This window comes from Mycobacterium sp. (assembly GCF_035697385.1).
Lineage (GTDB): Bacteria > Actinomycetota > Actinomycetes > Mycobacteriales > Mycobacteriaceae > Mycobacterium.
The window spans coordinates 1-16631 of the sequence record NZ_DASSCY010000383.1 but is presented as its reverse complement, the minus strand read 5'-3'; the positions used below and the strand labels follow the sequence as shown (position 1 = coordinate 16631).

14 protein-coding genes and 1 pseudogene are annotated in these 16631 nt (G+C 66.8%); 12 read left to right on the top strand and 3 right to left on the bottom strand.

The features are described from left to right. Positions 1-152 precede the first annotated feature (152 nt). From VFH65_RS31830 to eccB, 3 genes are read left to right on the top strand one after another with little or no spacing between them, the layout of a single operon-like run. Entirely contained in the window at positions 153-707 is a 555-nt protein-coding gene (locus VFH65_RS31830; RefSeq protein WP_353327482.1) for a CGNR zinc finger domain-containing protein, read from the top strand. A gap of 17 nt (positions 708-724) precedes the next feature. After that, positions 725-1774 (top strand): TlpA disulfide reductase family protein, encoded by a 1050-nt coding sequence (locus VFH65_RS31825; protein WP_353327478.1) that lies wholly within the window; start codon positions 725-727, stop codon positions 1772-1774. Positions 1775-1822: 48 nt separating this feature from the next. After that, positions 1823-3193 (top strand): type VII secretion protein EccB, encoded by a 1371-nt coding sequence (gene eccB / locus VFH65_RS31820; RefSeq protein WP_353327476.1) that lies wholly within the window; start codon positions 1823-1825, stop codon positions 3191-3193. On the opposite strand, the gene mycP is transcribed toward eccB, so the two are convergent. Next, positions 3158-4537, bottom strand: coding sequence for a type VII secretion-associated serine protease mycosin (gene mycP, locus VFH65_RS31815; protein WP_353327474.1), 1380 nt, complete (start codon positions 4535-4537; stop codon positions 3158-3160). The genes eccB and mycP overlap by 36 nt on opposite strands. Then, positions 4534-5982, bottom strand: a complete 1449-nt coding sequence (gene eccD, locus VFH65_RS31810) for a type VII secretion integral membrane protein EccD (protein ID WP_353327472.1) — start codon at positions 5980-5982, stop codon at positions 4534-4536. Before eccD ends, mycP begins: the two co-directional genes overlap by 4 nt. Here eccD and eccCa point away from each other — a divergent pair. The 4 genes from eccCa (at position 5972) to VFH65_RS31790 (ending at position 11720) form a co-directional block, all read left to right on the top strand. Further along, positions 5972-9820, top strand: a complete 3849-nt coding sequence (gene eccCa / locus VFH65_RS31805) for a type VII secretion protein EccCa (RefSeq protein WP_353327470.1) — start codon at positions 5972-5974, stop codon at positions 9818-9820. The two genes, eccD and eccCa, sit on opposite strands and share 11 nt — an antisense overlap. Beyond that, a complete protein-coding gene (locus VFH65_RS31800; protein ID WP_353327468.1) occupies positions 9817-11007 on the top strand; it encodes a type VII secretion-associated protein in 1191 nt (396 codons plus the stop codon). The genes eccCa and VFH65_RS31800 overlap by 4 nt, the downstream gene beginning before the upstream one ends. Before the next feature lie 80 nt (positions 11008-11087). Beyond that, on the top strand, positions 11088-11411 hold the full coding sequence (locus tag VFH65_RS31795) for a WXG100 family type VII secretion target (protein ID WP_353327466.1): 324 nt from the start codon (positions 11088-11090) through the stop codon (positions 11409-11411). A gap of 12 nt (positions 11412-11423) precedes the next feature. Continuing rightward, entirely contained in the window at positions 11424-11720 is a 297-nt protein-coding gene (locus VFH65_RS31790) for a WXG100 family type VII secretion target (RefSeq protein ID WP_353327464.1), read from the top strand. Positions 11721-11869: 149 nt separating this feature from the next. Here the strand turns inward: VFH65_RS31790 and VFH65_RS31785 are convergent. Continuing rightward, a pseudogene (locus VFH65_RS31785) lies at positions 11870-11956 on the bottom strand (excalibur calcium-binding domain-containing protein); the annotation flags it as partial. Between the two features lie 268 nt (positions 11957-12224). Between VFH65_RS31785 and rplM the strand changes: the two are divergent. The 5 genes from rplM (at position 12225) to VFH65_RS31760 (ending at position 16543) form a co-directional block, all read left to right on the top strand. Continuing rightward, entirely contained in the window at positions 12225-12668 is a 444-nt protein-coding gene (rplM, locus tag VFH65_RS31780) for a 50S ribosomal protein L13 (protein WP_353327462.1), read from the top strand. 26 nt (positions 12669-12694) lie between these two features. Next, a complete protein-coding gene (gene rpsI, locus VFH65_RS31775; protein ID WP_353327480.1) occupies positions 12695-13147 on the top strand; it encodes a 30S ribosomal protein S9 in 453 nt (150 codons plus the stop codon). A gap of 308 nt (positions 13148-13455) precedes the next feature. After that, positions 13456-14793: a phosphoglucosamine mutase gene (glmM, locus tag VFH65_RS31770; RefSeq protein ID WP_353327460.1), complete on the top strand. Its 1338-nt coding sequence runs from the start codon at positions 13456-13458 to the stop codon at positions 14791-14793. Positions 14794-14837: 44 nt separating this feature from the next. Then, positions 14838-15143: a type VII secretion target gene (locus tag VFH65_RS31765; protein WP_353327458.1), complete on the top strand. Its 306-nt coding sequence runs from the start codon at positions 14838-14840 to the stop codon at positions 15141-15143. A gap of 2 nt (positions 15144-15145) precedes the next feature. After that, the gene (locus VFH65_RS31760) at positions 15146-16543 is read left to right on the top strand and encodes a hypothetical protein (RefSeq protein ID WP_353327456.1); all 1398 of its coding nucleotides are present in this window, start codon (positions 15146-15148) and stop codon (positions 16541-16543) included. The last annotated feature ends 88 nt before the right edge of the window (positions 16544-16631 follow it).

Genomic DNA, 16631 nt, shown 5'->3' with positions numbered 1-16631 from the left:
AAGGCGAAAGCGGAGCCGACCGCGAATAGTAGACCGAGCCGGAAGTGGTCGACTGCCGGCTGCGTTGTCGCGGCCATGGGCGCACCTCCGGTGTGTAATGAGTAAAATCAGCTTTGGTCGTGACATTAGCCCGGGAAGGGGTCATGAGTCAAATGCTTTTTAGTCATGACACTGAGCTCACGCTGCGGGCGGCATGTGCGCTGATCAACAGCGACCGGACCGACGGCGAGCAGCTCGGTGACGCCGCCGCGCTCGAGGCTTTCCTGGACAGCTGGGGCTATACGGGCAGGCGCGATCACGATGCCGCCGAGGTGACGTCGATTCATCGGTTGCGCGAGCGGCTTGGCAAAATCTGGGAGGTCGGCGACGACGAGGTGGCCGCGGTGGGCCAGGTGAATGCGCTGCTGAGCGACACCAAGGCGTCGCCTTGGCTGACCCGGCACCCGGAACAGCCGGAGTGGCATCTGCACCTGGCGTCCGTCCACGACCCGCTCTGGCAGCGCATGGGCGCCGAGTTTGCGATGGCCCTTGCCGACCTCATCCGCATCGGGGAGCTGCGGCGGCTGAAGATCTGCGCGGCACCGGACTGCGACGCGGTGCTCGTCGACCTGTCCCGCAACCGTTCGGGGAAGTTCTGCGACACCGGCAACTGCGGTAACCGCCAACATGTGGCGGCCTACCGCGAACGCCGGTCGAAAGAGGCCTAGCGCGGTACGTTGCCGCAATGCAACGTGTCCTGCTCCGGGTGATCGGAGACGACACGTTTGTGGTCGACGGCCGTCGCGACGGCAACCGGGTGTTTGTCCCGGAATCTGACCTCCGCCGCATCACCGGATGGGAGCACAAACCGCAGGGGCTCTGCCGCGACGACGCCTGTGTGCTGGTTGCTGGCCGCGGCACGCTCGGTCCCGACGGCTGGATCGACGTCGCCGCGCTGGGCGCGGCGGTGGGCCAGCCGGTGGCGGTGGAGGCGGCGGCGGGGTTGGCGGTGATCGGGCACCCAGCCGCCGAACGGGCCGAGACGCTGTCGTCGCTGTCCGCACCCGACGTGCGGCTGCCGACGCTTGCGGGATCGACGGCCAGCATCCACGACTTCAGCGGCTGTAAGCGGCTGGTGGTGTCGTTCGCGTCGTGGTGCGGTTGCCGCTACGACCTGCCGGCGTGGCAGCAACTGCAGGAGCGCTACGCCGACAACAACTTCTGCGTCGTGGCCGTCGCCGTCGACGAATCCGCCGACGCGGTGCGGCGATGGGTGGACGAGGCCAAAGCGACCTATCCGGTGCTGATCGACGCCGACCATGAGTTCGTCGACGCCTACGGGATTCGCAACGTGCCGACCGTGGTGTGGATAGACGAGGACGACCGCATCGTGCGGCCAAACGCTGCGGAGTTCGGCGACGACAAGTTCATCGACTTTCACGGCCAACCGTCGGGTCCACACCTTGAGGCGCTGCGGCGCTGGATCCTCGACGGCGAAAAGCCGTATGCCAGTGAGGCCGCCGTGCGTGCCGACCAGCTTATGCCCGACGACGATCAGCAGCTGGCACGGGCCGAGTACCGGCTGGCGATCGAACTGTGGCGCAGAGGTGAAAGAGACTTGGCCGAAAGGCATTTCGTTTGCGCAGGCGAATTGGCGCCATACGACTTCACCATCCGGCGCGGCTCGATGCCGCTGCGGGGCCAGGATCCCTTCGGCGAGCCGTTCTTCGAGCTGTACAAGGAGTGGGAGGCAGCCGGGCGGCCGTACTACCGGGAGCCCGCCAAAAAACAGTGACGCCGACTCCCAGTGGCGGCCGTTAGGCTGATAGCCGGGGAGGACCGGGTGACGACCAGGCTGCAAATCAGCGGGTACCGCTTTCTGTTGCGCCGGATGGAACACGCTTTGGTGCGCGGCGATGTCCGGATGCTCGACGATCCGCTTCGCGCCCAATCGCTTTCACTGATTGCCGGCTGTGTGCTGGCCGTCATCGCCGTCGCGGGCTGCGCGATCTTGGCGTTCGTCCGCCCGCAGGGGGCGCTGGGTGACGCGCCGATCGTCATGACTCGTCAGTCTGGCGCGCTATATGTCCGCATCGGCGACACGATGCATCCGGTGCTCAATCTGGCGTCTGCCCGGCTGATCACCGGCAGCCCGGCCAACCCTGAAATGGTCGGCGAAGCGGCCGTGATCAATGCCAAACGCGGTCCGCTGGTGGGCATTCCGGGCGCACCGGCCACCGTCGACCCACCCCTTGGCGGTGACGAGTCCGGCTGGACGGTCTGCGACGACGGTGCGAGCACCACGGTTATCGCCGGCGCAGTACAGGGCAGGTCGGGTCCCGGCCTCAGCGTGCTGGTCACGCCGCAGTCAGAGAGTGCGGCGACGACATATCTGCTGTACGGCGGGTGGCGGGCCCGCGTCGACTTGCGTGATCACACCGTTGTCCGGGCGCTGGGATTGGACGGCGTTACGCCGCGGCCTGTTTCGCGCGCCCTGCTCGACGCGATCCCTGAGGCGCCCCAGATTTCTGCACCGGCTATTCCCCGTGCCGGCTCAGCGGGTCCGCCGTCGTTACACCGGTTCACTGTTGGCGCCGTGGTGCGAGTGATACGTGCGCAGGCAAAGGAGTACTACGTCGTCCTTGCCGACGGTGTGCAGCGCATCGGTGAGGTGACCGCGGACCTCATCCGCTTCAGGGACTCCCAACGCGGTCGCGAGATCATCACCGTCGAACCGGATGTCATCGGCGCCGTACCCATGGTCGACGAATTGCCGGTCACGACGTTTCCCGAGCGTGCAGACGTGGCAGATGATGTGGTCGTGTGCGGCCAGTGGTGGCCGGCTGGCGCAGGGGCCAATACCGCTCTGCTGCTGGCCGATTCACTGCCACTAGATGGTGGTGCGCTGGTGGGTCTGGTGCAAGACGACGGCAAGGGGCCCAATGTCGACGGCGTCGTCATTCCGCCGGGCCGCAGCGCCTACGTTCGCGCCTCGGGCATCACCGGCGACGGTGGGAGTGCTGGAGCGCTCTATCTCGTCAACGACTCGGGGATCGTGTTCGGGATCCACGACGACGACGCGGCAAAGCGCCTCGGCCTGTCGGGTGCGCCCGGTCCGGCTCCGTGGCCGGTGCTGGCACGGCTTCCGCGCGGACCTGAGCTCGGTGTGCAGGCCGCGTCAGTCGTGCGGGACAGCGTCGGGTCGACGTCGTAGTCGTCCTGCCGATGCCATCATCGCGATCGTTGCGGCGGATACGGCCAGGCAGACCGCTGCGCCTTGCAGCGCGACTCGGCGCGGTCGGGGATCAGTGGTCGTTTCGGCAGGCATCGCCACGGAGCGAACGGGTTGTCCGTTGGGCGGCGGCTGGGCCGGCCGTCCGGCGGTGAGTGCGGCGAGCACGTCGACAACACCGCTGCCCACGACAGGATCCCAGCCGGCAGGCGCCCGATGGGCCGTTTCCTCGATGCGCTGCATGACCTGGCGGGCCGTCAGTTCGGGCGACCGTGATCGCAGCAACGCGGCGACTCCACTCACGACAGGAGCGGCGTAACTTGTTCCTGTGATTGGCTTTCCACCGTCGTCGCCCGGCAGGGTGTCGACGAAGCCTTCGCCATCGGGATCCAGCGACACGATGCCCTCGCCCGGAGCCGCGACGTCCACCCAGGGCCCGGCCAGGCTGAACTGTGACGGCCCGCCGTCAGGTCCGATGGATCCGACGGTCAGCACATATTCGTCGTACCAGGCCGGGCTTGCCACCACTTTCACGTCATCCCAATTCGGCTGACCCGGCCGTGCGGGATCGGCCACGGGATTCTGGTCGGGGCATTGGCCAGATCCGCCGACATTTCCCGCTGCGGCGACTACGACCGCGTTCTTGACATCCACCGCGTAGGACAGCGCCGCGCCCAGTGCCCGGTCGTCCAGTCCGCCGTCGGCAGGCAGGCATGCGACCGACGACACGTTGATCACGGTCGCCCCCATATCGGCCGCGGTGCGCACCGCCATCGCGAGTGTGTCGACATCGCCGAACCCCGACCCCGAGGCGTCGTCGGCTGCACGGAAGTTGTTGCTCGACTGCCGAATAGCGATGATCGTGGCGTCGGGCGCGATACCGCTGAACGTAGCGGCCTCGTCTGGGGCTGCGCCGATGATGCCGGCCACAATGGTGCCGTGACCATCGCAGTCCTCGGTTCCGTCGCCGGTGAACACGTAATCCCCGCCTGGCACGAGGTGGGGGAGAAGTCGATGCCGAGACACCCCGGTGTCGATCACGGCGACGGTCTGACCGGCTCCACGGCTCAGCCGCCAAATAGCCGGAAGATCAAGCCCTTTCAGCTGGCCTGCTGTGGCGGACTCGTCGGTGCCTGCGTTGAACGCGGCGCATTGCTGTTGTTGTTCGGTACGCCGCGGCGGCGCCGGCGAGCCCGGTTTGGGCAGCAGTGATTCGTCGACGGCGGGCGGGGCCACGGCAGTCGCTGCGGGCGCGGTGTACAGCGGACAAGTGCCCAGAAGCGCGGCCGTAAGTATCCGGGCAGCTCGCGATGCGGCGAACGTCATGTCAGGCTCACGCCACGAACCAGCCCGTACAAGCCGACGACCCAGCACGCCAGCGGCATCACCGCGGCCAAAGCGAGATACTCCAGAAGCTCGGTCGCTCGCCCAACAAGCGGAGTGACCGTGAAGCCGAGCAACCAGGCCAACGCACTGGCACCGGCCGCGGTGGCCAGCAGGGCCATCCAATGAGCGTGTGCCGGTGCGGAAACGACGGACAGCGCGAATCCAGCCGTGACGCTGATCATGCCGCCCACCACAAGTGCGGCACGGCGAGATATGTCCGCATGTGTGCGGGCCCGCAGTACTAGCACCAGCCCGACAACTGCGGTGAACAGTATGGCGCTGAGCCGTGAACCCGCGTCTGCGGCCGAGCCGCAGGCAACGAGCACACTGCCCATCGCCGCCGCCGCCGATGAGCCGGTGACGAGTCCTGTCAACGTTTGATGGGCAAGGGCCACTTGCGTTTCACCCACATCAGCGGCTGTTTGAACGTCGTCAACCGTCGGGAATGCGGGCGTCAGTCCGGCGACCGTGATTGACAGCCTGGTCGCCAGGCCAAGCACTCCCAGTGAAAGGACCGCGAGCGCCGCGCCGGCCGTGTCAACCGGTAATGCCCAGACCACACAGCCCGCCGCGGTCGCAGCGGTGATAGCGCAGCAGCAAGCAATTGCTGTCAAACAGGTTGTCCCGCAGCCGGTCAGACGGAGCAAGAGGATCGCCATCGAGCAGCCGGCCGCCGTGGCAAGTAAGCCGTTGGCCGCGAGATTGCCACCCGGTACTGCAAAGAACCCAACGACCGCGGTGTAGGCGATCGCGGTGACACTCAGCGCCACACACGTCAACACGTCCTGCTGCGTGCGCCTCATGGCTACCGCTCCGAGCGCCGCGGCAGCAGCAAGCAATGCGGCGACGATCACGTGCTCGGACGAACGCGTGAGCGTTCCCGACCACGCCAGCGCCGCGCCACCAATCCCAGTCGCACACAAGTACGCGGCAGCAGCCGTGATGCGCAATGCCGGCGTACGGTTTCTGGCGTCGACTAGTGCGACTGTGTGGCACGGGTCGCGCGGGACCCATCGCGGCGTGGGCGATTCGGCGGCCGTGAGCAAAAGCAATTCGCCGTCGCGAACATCGTTCTCGTCCAGCGTCATCGACTCGTCGAGTGCGAGCCCGCCCACTTTTGACAGCCGCCATCGCCGGACCGGCGCAGGACCGGTGTCGCGGTGGACGAGGTCGACCACTGACGGCATCAGCAACCCGACGTCTGCATTCCTCGGCAGCGCAAGGTCGACGCCCGGTGGTCCGTCGTCCTCATCGGTTTGAACAGTCAGCCGGCACAACATGCTGTCACCGTAACCCGGTCCGCGCCTACGAATATGCGGCAGTTTCACGGCTTGGGGATGGAACGAAACCAGGGCCTGCAACGTCCACTGTTCGATGGAGTTCACTCGCGAGCCGCGGCTGCCCGCACCGCCGATCCTGAACGGTGAGATCGCGCTGGAGGCACCACCAGACATACCGAAGGCGGCGCCGGCGAACCCGCTCGCGCGTCTACTGCCTGTGGCCATGGTCGTCGCGATGGTCGGGATGATGGCGCTGTACGTCACCTCCGGCGGCGCAGCGATGCGCAATCCGATGTTCATGTTCTTCCCGGCCATGATGTTGATGTCTGTCGTCGGAACGCTGGCCTACAGTGCCCGCGGCACCAACCGCACTGCCGAGGTCAACGAGAACAGGCGCGACTACCTGCGCTACCTCGACACGTTGGATCTCGCGATCGCTCGAGCTGCCAACGATCAACAGCAATCACTGCATTGGAGTCATCCCGAGCCGGAGTCATTGTGGACGCTGGTGGGCAGCATGCGGATGTGGGAACGCGAGCCCGGCGATCATGACTTCTGCTGTCTCCGCGTCGGGCTGGGTGACCAACCGCTGTGCACCACGCTCGTGCCTCCCGAACTCGGTCCCGCCGACCAGTTGGACCCCGTCACGGCCACGGCGATGCGCCGGCTGATCCACGAGCGCTCGGTGATCGAGGACGTACCGGTCGCCGTTGCGCTCGGCGGCTTATCGGTTGTCACCCTCGACGGCGATTCAGCGGCCGCGCGGGCGCTCCTTCGCGCGATGGTCTGTCAACTCGCCGTCCTGCACAGCCCTGAGTACGTCAGAATCGCGGCGGTGGTCGGTCCGGAGATCGCAAGCGAATGGGAATGGCTGAAATGGCTTCCGCACCACCAGCATCCACATGCATTTGACGCGGTGGGACCAGTGCGGATGATCTACCGCAGTATCGACGAGTTAACGGCAGGCTCTTCTCTTGAGGACTCGGCACACCTGATTGTGATCATTGATGGAGGCGTCGCACTACCCGCCGGACAAGCCGCTCATCTCGAGAATGTCACCCTCCTCGAGGTGCGCGCGGACCCCGCCGAGGTGGCATCCGCAGGTCATCTGCACCTACACGTCTCGGGCGACTGCTTGACCATTCACCGCCATGACGATGAGGAGGCGGTCCGGCTGCACGACGAGCTGACAGTGACGCAGGCGTTGGCTTGTGCCCGGCGGCTGGCACCTTTCCGACCCGCAGCGGTTGATGGCACCAAACGCCGTTCGTCGGCGGTGAGTTGGGCGGACCTGATGGGTCTCGACGACCCCGCCGACGTCGACCCAGCGGTGCACTGGGAGCCCCGACGCGATCGGCCGAGCTTGCGGGTTCCCATCGGGACCGATGAACACGGCGTGCCCGTCGAGCTCGACATCAAGGAGGCCGCGCGAAACGGCATGGGTCCGCACGGGCTGTGCGTGGGTGCCACCGGTTCGGGTAAGTCGGAGTTCCTACGCACCTTGACGCTCGGGATGATCGCCGCGCATCCACCGGACGTCCTCAACCTTGTCCTGGTGGACTTCAAGGGCGGCGCCACATTTCTCGGCCTGGAACGGGCACGGCATGTTGCAGCCATCATCACCAATCTTGCCGACGAGGCACCGCTGGTGACGCGGATGCGGGATGCCCTTGCCGGAGAGATGAATCGACGGCAAGAGGTGCTCAGGGCGGCAGGGAATTTCGCGAACGTCGTCGACTATGAGCATGCCCGGTCGCGGGGTGCTGACCTCCCACCGTTGCCCGCACTGTTCATCGTGGTCGACGAGTTCTCGGAACTGCTGAGCCAACATCCGGACTTCGCCGAGCTGTTCGTCGCGATCGGCAGGCTCGGCCGGTCCTTGGGCATGCACCTGCTGCTGGCCAGTCAACGGCTCGACGAGGGTCGCCTGCGGGGCCTGGAGACTCACCTGTCCTACCGGATATGCCTCAAGACGTTCTCCGCCAGTGAATCCCGGGCAGTGTTGGGCGTGCCCGATGCCTACCACTTGCCGAGCGCACCCGGTGCGGCGTACCTCAAGACCGCATCCGGTGAGCTGGTGCGCTTTCAGACCGCCTTCGTATCAGGCCCGTATGACGAACGCCGAGGCGACGTGGTGACGACATCGGTCCCGCGCGACAAGCCAATGTTGTTCACCGCCGCGCCGGTTGGCCAGATCGCCGAGCGCGACAGCGCGTCCGCCGAAGCATCCAGCACGCGCACGCTGTTTCATGCCGTCGTGGACCGTCTCGCGGACCGCGGTACACCGGCTCACCGTGTGTGGCTGCCACCGCTCGCCGGTTCGCCGACCCTCGACATGTTGATTCCCCGTGACGATCGCCACGGGCCCCTGACGGTGCCGATCGGCTTGGTCGACTGCCCCTTCGAGCAGAGGCGCGAACTGTTGATCGCCGAACTGGGCGGGGCGGCAGGCAACGTCGCGGTCGTCGGGGCGCCACGGTCGGGTAAGTCGACGGCGTTGCGGACGCTCGTGATGGCGTTGGCGGCCACCCATAGTCCGGCGGATGTGCAGTTCTATTGCCTGGACTTCGGCGGCGGGTCGTTGGCGTCGTTACAGGCGCTGCCGCACGTTGGATCGGTGGCAGGCCGGTTCGACGTCGACTTGTGCCGGCGCACCGTCGCCGTGATGGAGTCGTTGATGCGCCACCGCGAGGAGCGGTTTCGCCGGCTGGGGATTGATTCGCTGGCCGACTATCGCCGGCGACGAGCCGCTGACGATGCCGATGTCGCGGACGACCTCTTGGGTGACGTCTTCCTTGTCGTCGACGGATGGGCCACGCTTCGCCAGGAGTTCGACGGCCTCGAAGGCCCGATCACCGCCCTTGCCGCCCAAGGTCTTTCGTTCGGCGTGCACGTCGTCGTGGCGGCGTCGCGGTGGGCAGAGCTGCGGCCTGCCCTCAAAGATCAAATAGGGACTCGTATTGAACTGCGGCTCGGTGACCCCGCCGACTCCGAAATGGACCGCAAGCGCGCTCGCCAGCTCTCCGGCACCCAGCCCGGGCGGGGCATCACCAGTAATGGACGAGACATGGTGGTCGCGTTGCCTCGGCTGGACGGCAAGCCGACCGCAGACGACGTCACCGAGGCGGTCGCGGCCACCTGCGAGCGGCTGAGTCACCGGTGGGATGGCCAACCTGCACCGCCCATAGAACTTCTGCCTGCCCGGATCCATCGCGACGCGGTCCTCGCGAAGGCGGGGCAGTGGTCCGCCACCGAGATCGTGATCGGTATTGGAGAGCGCGAACTGCAGCCAGTCGCTGTGGATTTCGCCGTGCAGCCGCATCTTCTCATCCTCGGCGAAGCCGAATGCGGCAAGACGTCGGCGTTGCGGCTGCTGTGCCGTGAGATAGTGCGGACCAACGACGCTGGCTCGGCGCAGCTCGAGATTGTGGACTTTCGCCGCACCTTACTTGGCGTCGTCGAGTCCGATCACCTCGCGGGGTACACAATGTCGGCGCCGGCCCTGTCATCTCGGCTGCCGGCGCTGCTCGATCGCCTGCGAGCGCGAATGCCCGATGACCACGTGACACAACAGCAATTGCGGACCCGGTCCTGGTGGTCCGGTCCGGAGATCTACCTCGTCGTCGACGACTACGATCTAGTGGCCGAAGCGAATGGGAACCCGTTGGCGCCGCTTGCCGACTTCCTGCCGCACGCCAAGGATCTCGGACTGCATGTCGTGGTCGCGCGTCGCTCCGGTGGCGCCGCCCGAGCCATGTTCGACCCGGTGCTTGCGCGGCTGCGCGACGGCGGCTGCACCGGGTTGATGATGAGCGCAAGTCCGGACGAGGGCACTCTGCTCGGTTCAGTCCGGCCGTCACCGCTGCCTGCCGGGCGTGCAACCATGATCGCTCGCGGGAGTCCCGGTCAGCTCATCCAGGTGGCCTGGAGCGATCCGCCATGACCGACGTGATCGTGGAGGTCGGTCCCGGAACCGTCCGCGGCCCCAATGACGTGAGAGCGGACTGGGTTTCGGCTGCCTTGGAATGTATCGACGACGAGCTCACATTGATCGACGACCGGCCGGTCTCCGTCGCGCAGGTGTGGCAGGACGTCTTGGGGGAGGCGAGCGGGGGTTCCGCTGACACGGTCGTGCTCGTCTGCCCGGAATGGTGGTCGCCGTCACGGATCGACGTCGTGTGCGAGGCGTCGAGCGTCGTAGCGGCGAATGTCGAAGTGCTGCACCGAAGCGTGGCGCTTCGTGAGGGACTTGCCGACCGGTTGTCGACGGTGGTGGAGATCGCAGCCGAATTCGTTGTCATCAGTGCACCCGATGCTGGCATAGCGACTGTGCCGCGGCGTGACGCCCCGGTTGCTGTGGCGGAGTCGGTGGCAGGACGGATCGGTACGGCGCCGGTTGTGGTGGATGCTCCGATCGGTATCGAGGGGGCGGCGTTGGTGGGCGCCGCCGTCGTTGAGCGATTGCGCGCCAACGGTATTCCAGTTTCGATCGCCGGTCAGGATTGTGTTCGACACGGGGCGGCGTTGTGGCTGGCCCGTCAGCAGGGCACCTTCCCGGAAGGTGTCGACGAGGGCCCGCGTACCCGGCGAAGTCGCCGGGGGATTGCGGTGTTGGCCGGTGCAGCGGTGTGCGTGGCAGCGCTGTGCGGCGGGTTTGTCGGTCGTGGGGAGAATACTGGCACACCGTCTGTGGGTATGCCCATGGCGTTGTTGGTCGAGGGGCGCGTCGCTGTGAAGGTTCCTGTGCAGTGGGCAGTTCAGCGCATCACAACGGGACCGGGTTCGGCTCGGGTTCAGGTGGTCTCGCCGTCGGACCGCGACATCGTTGTGCACATCACGCAGTCGTCGATGCCGTCGTCCCAGGCGCTAGCCATGGTGGCGGACACTCTGCAGGCGGCGCTGGCGCACGAGCCTGCCGGTGTCTTCGTCGACTTCAACGCCGACGACCGCCGGGGCGATAAACCCGCTGTGACCTATCGCGAGAGCCGTGCGGATCACCAGGTCGCGTGGACGGTACTGATCGACGACGAGGTCCGCATTGCGATCGGCTGCCAGAGCGGGCCAGGTCGCGAACAGCTGGTGCACGACGCATGCGAGCAGGCGATCCAGTCGGCGCACGCGGTGTTCTGAAAAGTTTCTGGTGGGAGGGAACCGAATACGGCTCGATCACGTCTGACCTTCACAACCGCATGGACAACGGAAGGACCCACATGACGACTCCGGCAGGCGGATCGCTCAATACCGACTTCGAGCTGATGGCCGCAGTCGCAGGCAAGACCGACGCTCGAAACGAGGAGATCCGCGCGATGCTGCAATCGTTCATCGGCCGGATGACCAGCGTGCCGCCGTCGGTGTGGGGAGGCGTGGCGGCATCGCGCTTCAGGGACGTCGTTGATCGCTGGAATGCGGAGTCGGTGAAACTCCATGCGGCCCTTCAGCGGATCGCCGAGACAATCCGTGCCAACGAGCAGACGCTGCGCGAAGCCGCCGAAACCCATTCGCACCAGATCGGTGCCGTCGGAACCAACCTGTAAGGAGCTCGCGTCATGGATCCCGTGCTGTCGTACAACTTCGACGAGATCGAGTACACCGTGCGTCAGGAGATTCACACCACGTCCGCCCGGCTAAACGCGGCGCTGGACGACTTGCGAACGCAAATCGCTCCGCTACAAGAGATCTGGACGCGGCAGGCCGCAGACGCCTATCGGGTGGAGCAGGCCCGGTGGGAACAGGCGGCCAGCGCCCTCAATGAAATCTTGTTCAGTCTGGGCAACGCCGTGCGCGATGGCTCGGACGACGTCGCGGCCACCGATCGCAGCGCCGCGAACGCATGGGGCGCCTAGCCCCCAGAGACTCTGTGCGGTCCCGTAGGGAGGGGAGCCCTCGGGACCGCACAGTCATTTTTGCGTGTTCACCGAGTTCTGCACCATGGTCGTGAATCGCAAGATCCAACAGCCCTGGTGCAGAACTCGGTGGTCGGCGTGACGGCTGCTCAGGACTCGCAGCCGATGCCGTCCCGGTCGCGGTCCACCCAGGGGCCATAGGCCGGGTCATCTGAGGGAATGTCGTACCGGCCGTCAGCGGCAGCGGTCTTTCAGGATCGCGCAGAGTTTATGGCCGTCGGCTGCCCAAAGCGCCCCAGCTCGCTTGGCGCTGCTCGTCGGTGTGCCGTCGCCCAAAGGAGGCGTTTTGACCTGCGAGGACGCTCGCCGGTAAGCTGCATCGTTGGCGTGCGGTAAGCACGGGGAACTCGGGTCAACGTCGGTCGCCGAGAACCACCTCCGCCGCAATTGCCTGACCGGCACCCGGGTCACCGGGATCCAACCCGAGATAAGAAGGTAGACGCTGTGCCTACATACACGCCGAAGGCGGGTGACACCACGCGTTCGTGGTACGTCATCGACGCCACCGACGTGGTGCTCGGCCGGCTCGCCGTCGCAGCTGCAACCCTGCTGCGCGGCAAGCACAAGCCGACATTCACGCCCAATGTCGACGGTGGCGACTTCGTCATCGTCATCAATGCGGACAAGGTCGCCATCAGCGGCGACAAGCTGCAGAAGAAGTTCCTCTACCGCCACTCGGGTTATCCCGGCGGTCTGCGGTCCCGTGCGCTCGGCGACGAGATGGAGAAGCACGCCGACCGGGTCGTCGAGAAGGCGATCCTCGGCATGATTCCGCACACCAAGCTCGGCCATCAGATCCAGAAGAAGCTGAAGGTCTACGTCGGGCCGGAGCACCCGCACACCGCCCAGCAGCCCATTCCGTTTGAGATCAAGCAGGTGGCCCAGTGACCGAGACCGTCGAGACCACAGAAACCGTGACGGAGACCGTGACCGAGACCGAGGCGCCGGCCGAAGCCGCCCCTCGTGAACCGGTCATCATCGACCGACCCATCCAGACCGTTGGCCGCCGCAAGGAAGCCGTCGTGCGGGTGCGCCTGGTGCCTGGCACCGGGCAGTTCCACCTGGACGGCCGCACCCTGGAGGCCTACTTCCCCAACAAGGTGCACCAGCAGCTCATCAAGGCCCCGCTGGTCACCGTCGACCGGGTGGACGCCTTCGACGTCTACGCCCACCTCGATGGCGGAGGACCGTCCGGACAGGCCGGCGCGCTGCGTCTGGCCATCGCCCGTGCGCTGATCCTCGTGCAGCCCGAGGACCGGCCGGCGCTTAAGAAGGCCGGCTTCCTCACCCGTGACCCGCGCGCCATCGAGCGCAAGAAGTACGGCCTGAAGAAGGCCCGCAAGGCGCCTCAGTACAGCAAGCGCTGATCGATCAACGACAACCGCCGGGTGTGTGCGCAAACGTCGCACACCCGGCGGTTTCGTTTTGTGCACAGGATCTGCTTGCCGCCGCAAGATTCTTTTTGCGCGTGCCAGTAACGCCCGCGAGAGTGCGAACCGAGCCAGGCACCGGGTGGCGGTCCTGCACAGGCGCCGGGCAATCCGACGCCGGGCGGCGCCCCGGGAGCGGGCGGTGAGGCGTATCCAGGTCTCGTTTGGGTACCGATTGAGCGACGGCACGGGCGCTGACGTCCTCGGTTGGCCCTTCGGCAGCCTTCTATGAGAGGTTTGAGCCCATGGGTCGACTGTTCGGCACCGACGGGGTGCGTGGAGTCGCCAATCGCGATCTAACCGCTGAGCTGGCGCTGGCCTTGGGGTCCGCGGCGGCGCGGCGTCTGGGCGTATCTGGCGCATCGCGCCGTTGTGTCGCCGTTGTCGGCCGCGACCCCCGGGCCAGCAGTGAAATGCTGGAAGCCGCGGTGATCGCCGGGCTGACCAGCGAGGGCGTGGACGCGCTACGCGTCGGGGTTTTACCGACACCGGCCGTGGCGTACGTGACCAATGCGTACGACGCCGACTTCGGCGTGATGATCTCGGCGTCGCACAACCCCATGCCCGACAACGGCATCAAGATCTTCGGGCCGGGCGGTCACAAGCTCGACGACGCCACCGAGGACCGCATCGAAGAGTTGGTGTACGCGGGTCCGGGCATCAGGCCTGTCGGCGCCGACATCGGACGAGTGGTCGACGCCGAGGATGCGCTTGACCGCTACCTGCGTCACGTCGGCAAGGCCGTCACCACCAGGCTCGACGGCCTCACGGTCGTCGTCGACTGCGCGCACGGTGCCGCGTCGGGTGTCGCCCCTGCGGCCTACCGGGCCGCGGGTGCCAACGTCATTTCGATCAACGCCGCGCCCAACGGTCTGAACATCAACGAACGCTGCGGATCGACCCATATGGAGTCGCTGCAGTCGGCGGTGCTGTCCCATGGCGCCGATCTGGGGCTGGCCCACGACGGCGATGCGGACCGCTGTCTGGCCGTCGACGCCAGCGGCCAAGTGGTCGATGGCGACGCGATCATGGTCATTTTGGCGTTGGCGATGCAGGAGGCCGGCGAGCTGGCTTCCAACACCCTGGTGGCGACCGTGATGAGCAATCTCGGCCTGCATCTGGCGATGCGGGCGGCGGGAATCCAGGTCCGCACCACCAGCGTGGGCGACCGTTACGTGCTCGAAGAACTCCGCGCCGGGGAGTACTCGCTTGGCGGTGAGCAATCCGGACACATCGTCATGCCTGCACTGGGCACCACAGGGGACGGCATCCTCATTGGCCTGCGGCTGATGTCGCGGATGGCGCAGACCCGCTCGACGCTGGCCACACTGGCCGAGCCGATGCACACGCTGCCCCAGGTGCTGATCAACGTGCAGGTCGCTGACAAGGCGACCGTGGCCGACGCCCCTTCGGTGCGCACCGCGGTCGCTGAAGCCGAGGCTGAACTCGGCGATACCGGCCGAATTCTGTTGCGGCCCTCGGGAACCGAACAGGTTGTCCGCGTGATGGTGGAGGCGGCCGACGAGGACACCGCTCGGCAGCTGGCCGTTCGGGTCGCGGAGTCGGTCAGCGCACAGCGCTGAAAATACTTGGAACCGTAGGGGCCTTGTCGGCGTCCTAGCCAAACATGGGACAACCAGACGCCGCGCGCGTCGATGTTGCGGCGCTGATCGGCGTTGCCCGCCAATACGAGGCGGTCGCCGACCTCGTGGACGGAGCCGTGCGGTCGCATCTCGCCGGGTTGGCATTCGATGGCGCCACCGCGGGCCGCATGCACGTCGCTCGCGGTGACGTGCTGCGGTACGCCGTCGACGACGTCGTGGCGGGCCTGCGTCAGTGGTCGCGGGCATCCGCCGAGATCGCAGCGGCACTGCGCGCATCTGCCGACCGCTACACGGCGGCCGATGAACTAGCGGCCAGGCGGGTGGGGTAGCGGTGGCTGAGAAGCTTGATGCCACTTCGCGATTGGCTGAAGGACGCCCTGCCGTCGACAACGTCCAGAACTACGTATCGGCGTGCCACATGCTCGGCTATCAGAATCCAGACCTGACGCTGCACCCGTCGCAGGTGCGTGACTGGTACGCCAGCGAGGACGGGCTGGACCTCTCGGCGCTGGACGCCGACTGTGCCGCATTCGACGCTGTGGTGGCGGCGACGGAGCGGGCGCTTGTGCAACAGGAGGACCAGCTCGGCGCGATGCCCGCTGCGTGGTCAGGCCATGGCGCAGATGCGTCGCAAGCGTTCCTGCGTCGCCACGGCGAGGCATCGGCTGTCGCGGCTGCAGCAGTGCGCACGGCCGCCGAAGCATTGCGCGCACTGCGTGACCGCCTGTGGCAGACGGTGGACGAAAAGGCGGCCACCGCGATCGCCATCGAAGACCGGCGTACCGCGCAGCGCGGGGAGTGGCTGGCCGCTGCGCAAACCGTGATGACGGGTGCGGGCGACCGTGCTGCGGCGAGTGAGCTCATCGATCAACAGGTAAAGCCGTTCGTCGACAACGATATTCGCGCCGATTGGTTGACGGCGATGCGCTCGGCGATGACTGCCGTGACGAATGCCTACGATGCCGCGACGGCCGAGCTCACCGCCGAACGGGTCGCAGTGTTCGACGTGCCAGGCGATCTCGGGCCGTCATCGAGGCCGCCGCCGCGCGACGACGACGTGGCGGGGCCAGGAGGCACGGCGACGGCACCGCCCGTCGGCGCTCCGCCGGTGTGGAGTACGGCGCCAGCAGGGACGGCGGCCATGTCGGCGCCGTTGGCACCGCTTGCCGCAGCGCCGCTTGCCGCAGCGCCGTTGCCCGTACCTCCAGCCGCTCCGCCTGTGGAGCCGGCTGCAGCTGCGCCTGCCATGTCGGCGCCTCCCATGCCCTCGCTGGGCGGCATGGGCGGGGGAATGCCCGACATCGGCAGCGGCCTGTCGGGACTCGGGCAGCAGCTCGGCGAGACACTTGGCGGCCTATTTGGATCGGCCGAAAACGCGTTGGCCGAACCGCCTGAGCTCGAGGAGCCCGAGTTGCTCGATGACGAGAGCGAACCGGACGACGAGCTCGAGGATCCGCTAGACGATGAGGCCTCCGAAGGTGTGGCCGAGGACGAGGACGCCCAAGTCGACGAGATCGAGGGGACCGTCGACCCGGCTGCCGACACCGGGGAGGGCTGCGCTGAAGAGGCTGCTGCACTCTCGGAAGAAGTGGCCCCGCCGCCACCTCCGGAACCTGTGCCGACGCCTGCCCCGCTACCGCCGCCGGAACCGGCACCGCCCCCGAGCCCTGCTGAAGGCGAGACGCCGTGTGAGATTGCCGCCGACGAACTTCCGCAAGTGGGCCAGTGACATCGCCACCCTTACGTCGCTGGTTGCGCGGACGTCGCAGCCGCTGAATCCGACGCGTTATCCACAGTCGCGTTTTCATCCCCAGGCG

Bases quoted from the DNA above. Each gene is read 5' to 3' on its own strand.
- VFH65_RS31830 (WP_353327482.1), top strand. From the start codon at position 153: ATGCTTTTTAGTCATGACACTGAGCTCACGCTGCGGGCGGCATGTGCG.
- VFH65_RS31825 (WP_353327478.1), top strand. From the start codon at position 725: ATGCAACGTGTCCTGCTCCGGGTGATCGGAGACGACACGTTTGTGGTC.
- mycP (WP_353327474.1), bottom strand. From the start codon at position 4,537: ATGACGTTCGCCGCATCGCGAGCTGCCCGGATACTTACGGCCGCGCTT.
- eccCa (WP_353327470.1), top strand. From the start codon at position 5,972: ATGGAGTTCACTCGCGAGCCGCGGCTGCCCGCACCGCCGATCCTGAAC.
- VFH65_RS31800 (WP_353327468.1), top strand. From the start codon at position 9,817: ATGACCGACGTGATCGTGGAGGTCGGTCCCGGAACCGTCCGCGGCCCC.
- VFH65_RS31795 (WP_353327466.1), top strand. From the start codon at position 11,088: ATGACGACTCCGGCAGGCGGATCGCTCAATACCGACTTCGAGCTGATG.
- VFH65_RS31790 (WP_353327464.1), top strand. From the start codon at position 11,424: ATGGATCCCGTGCTGTCGTACAACTTCGACGAGATCGAGTACACCGTG.
- glmM (WP_353327460.1), top strand. From the start codon at position 13,456: ATGGGTCGACTGTTCGGCACCGACGGGGTGCGTGGAGTCGCCAATCGC.
- VFH65_RS31765 (WP_353327458.1), top strand. From the start codon at position 14,838: ATGGGACAACCAGACGCCGCGCGCGTCGATGTTGCGGCGCTGATCGGC.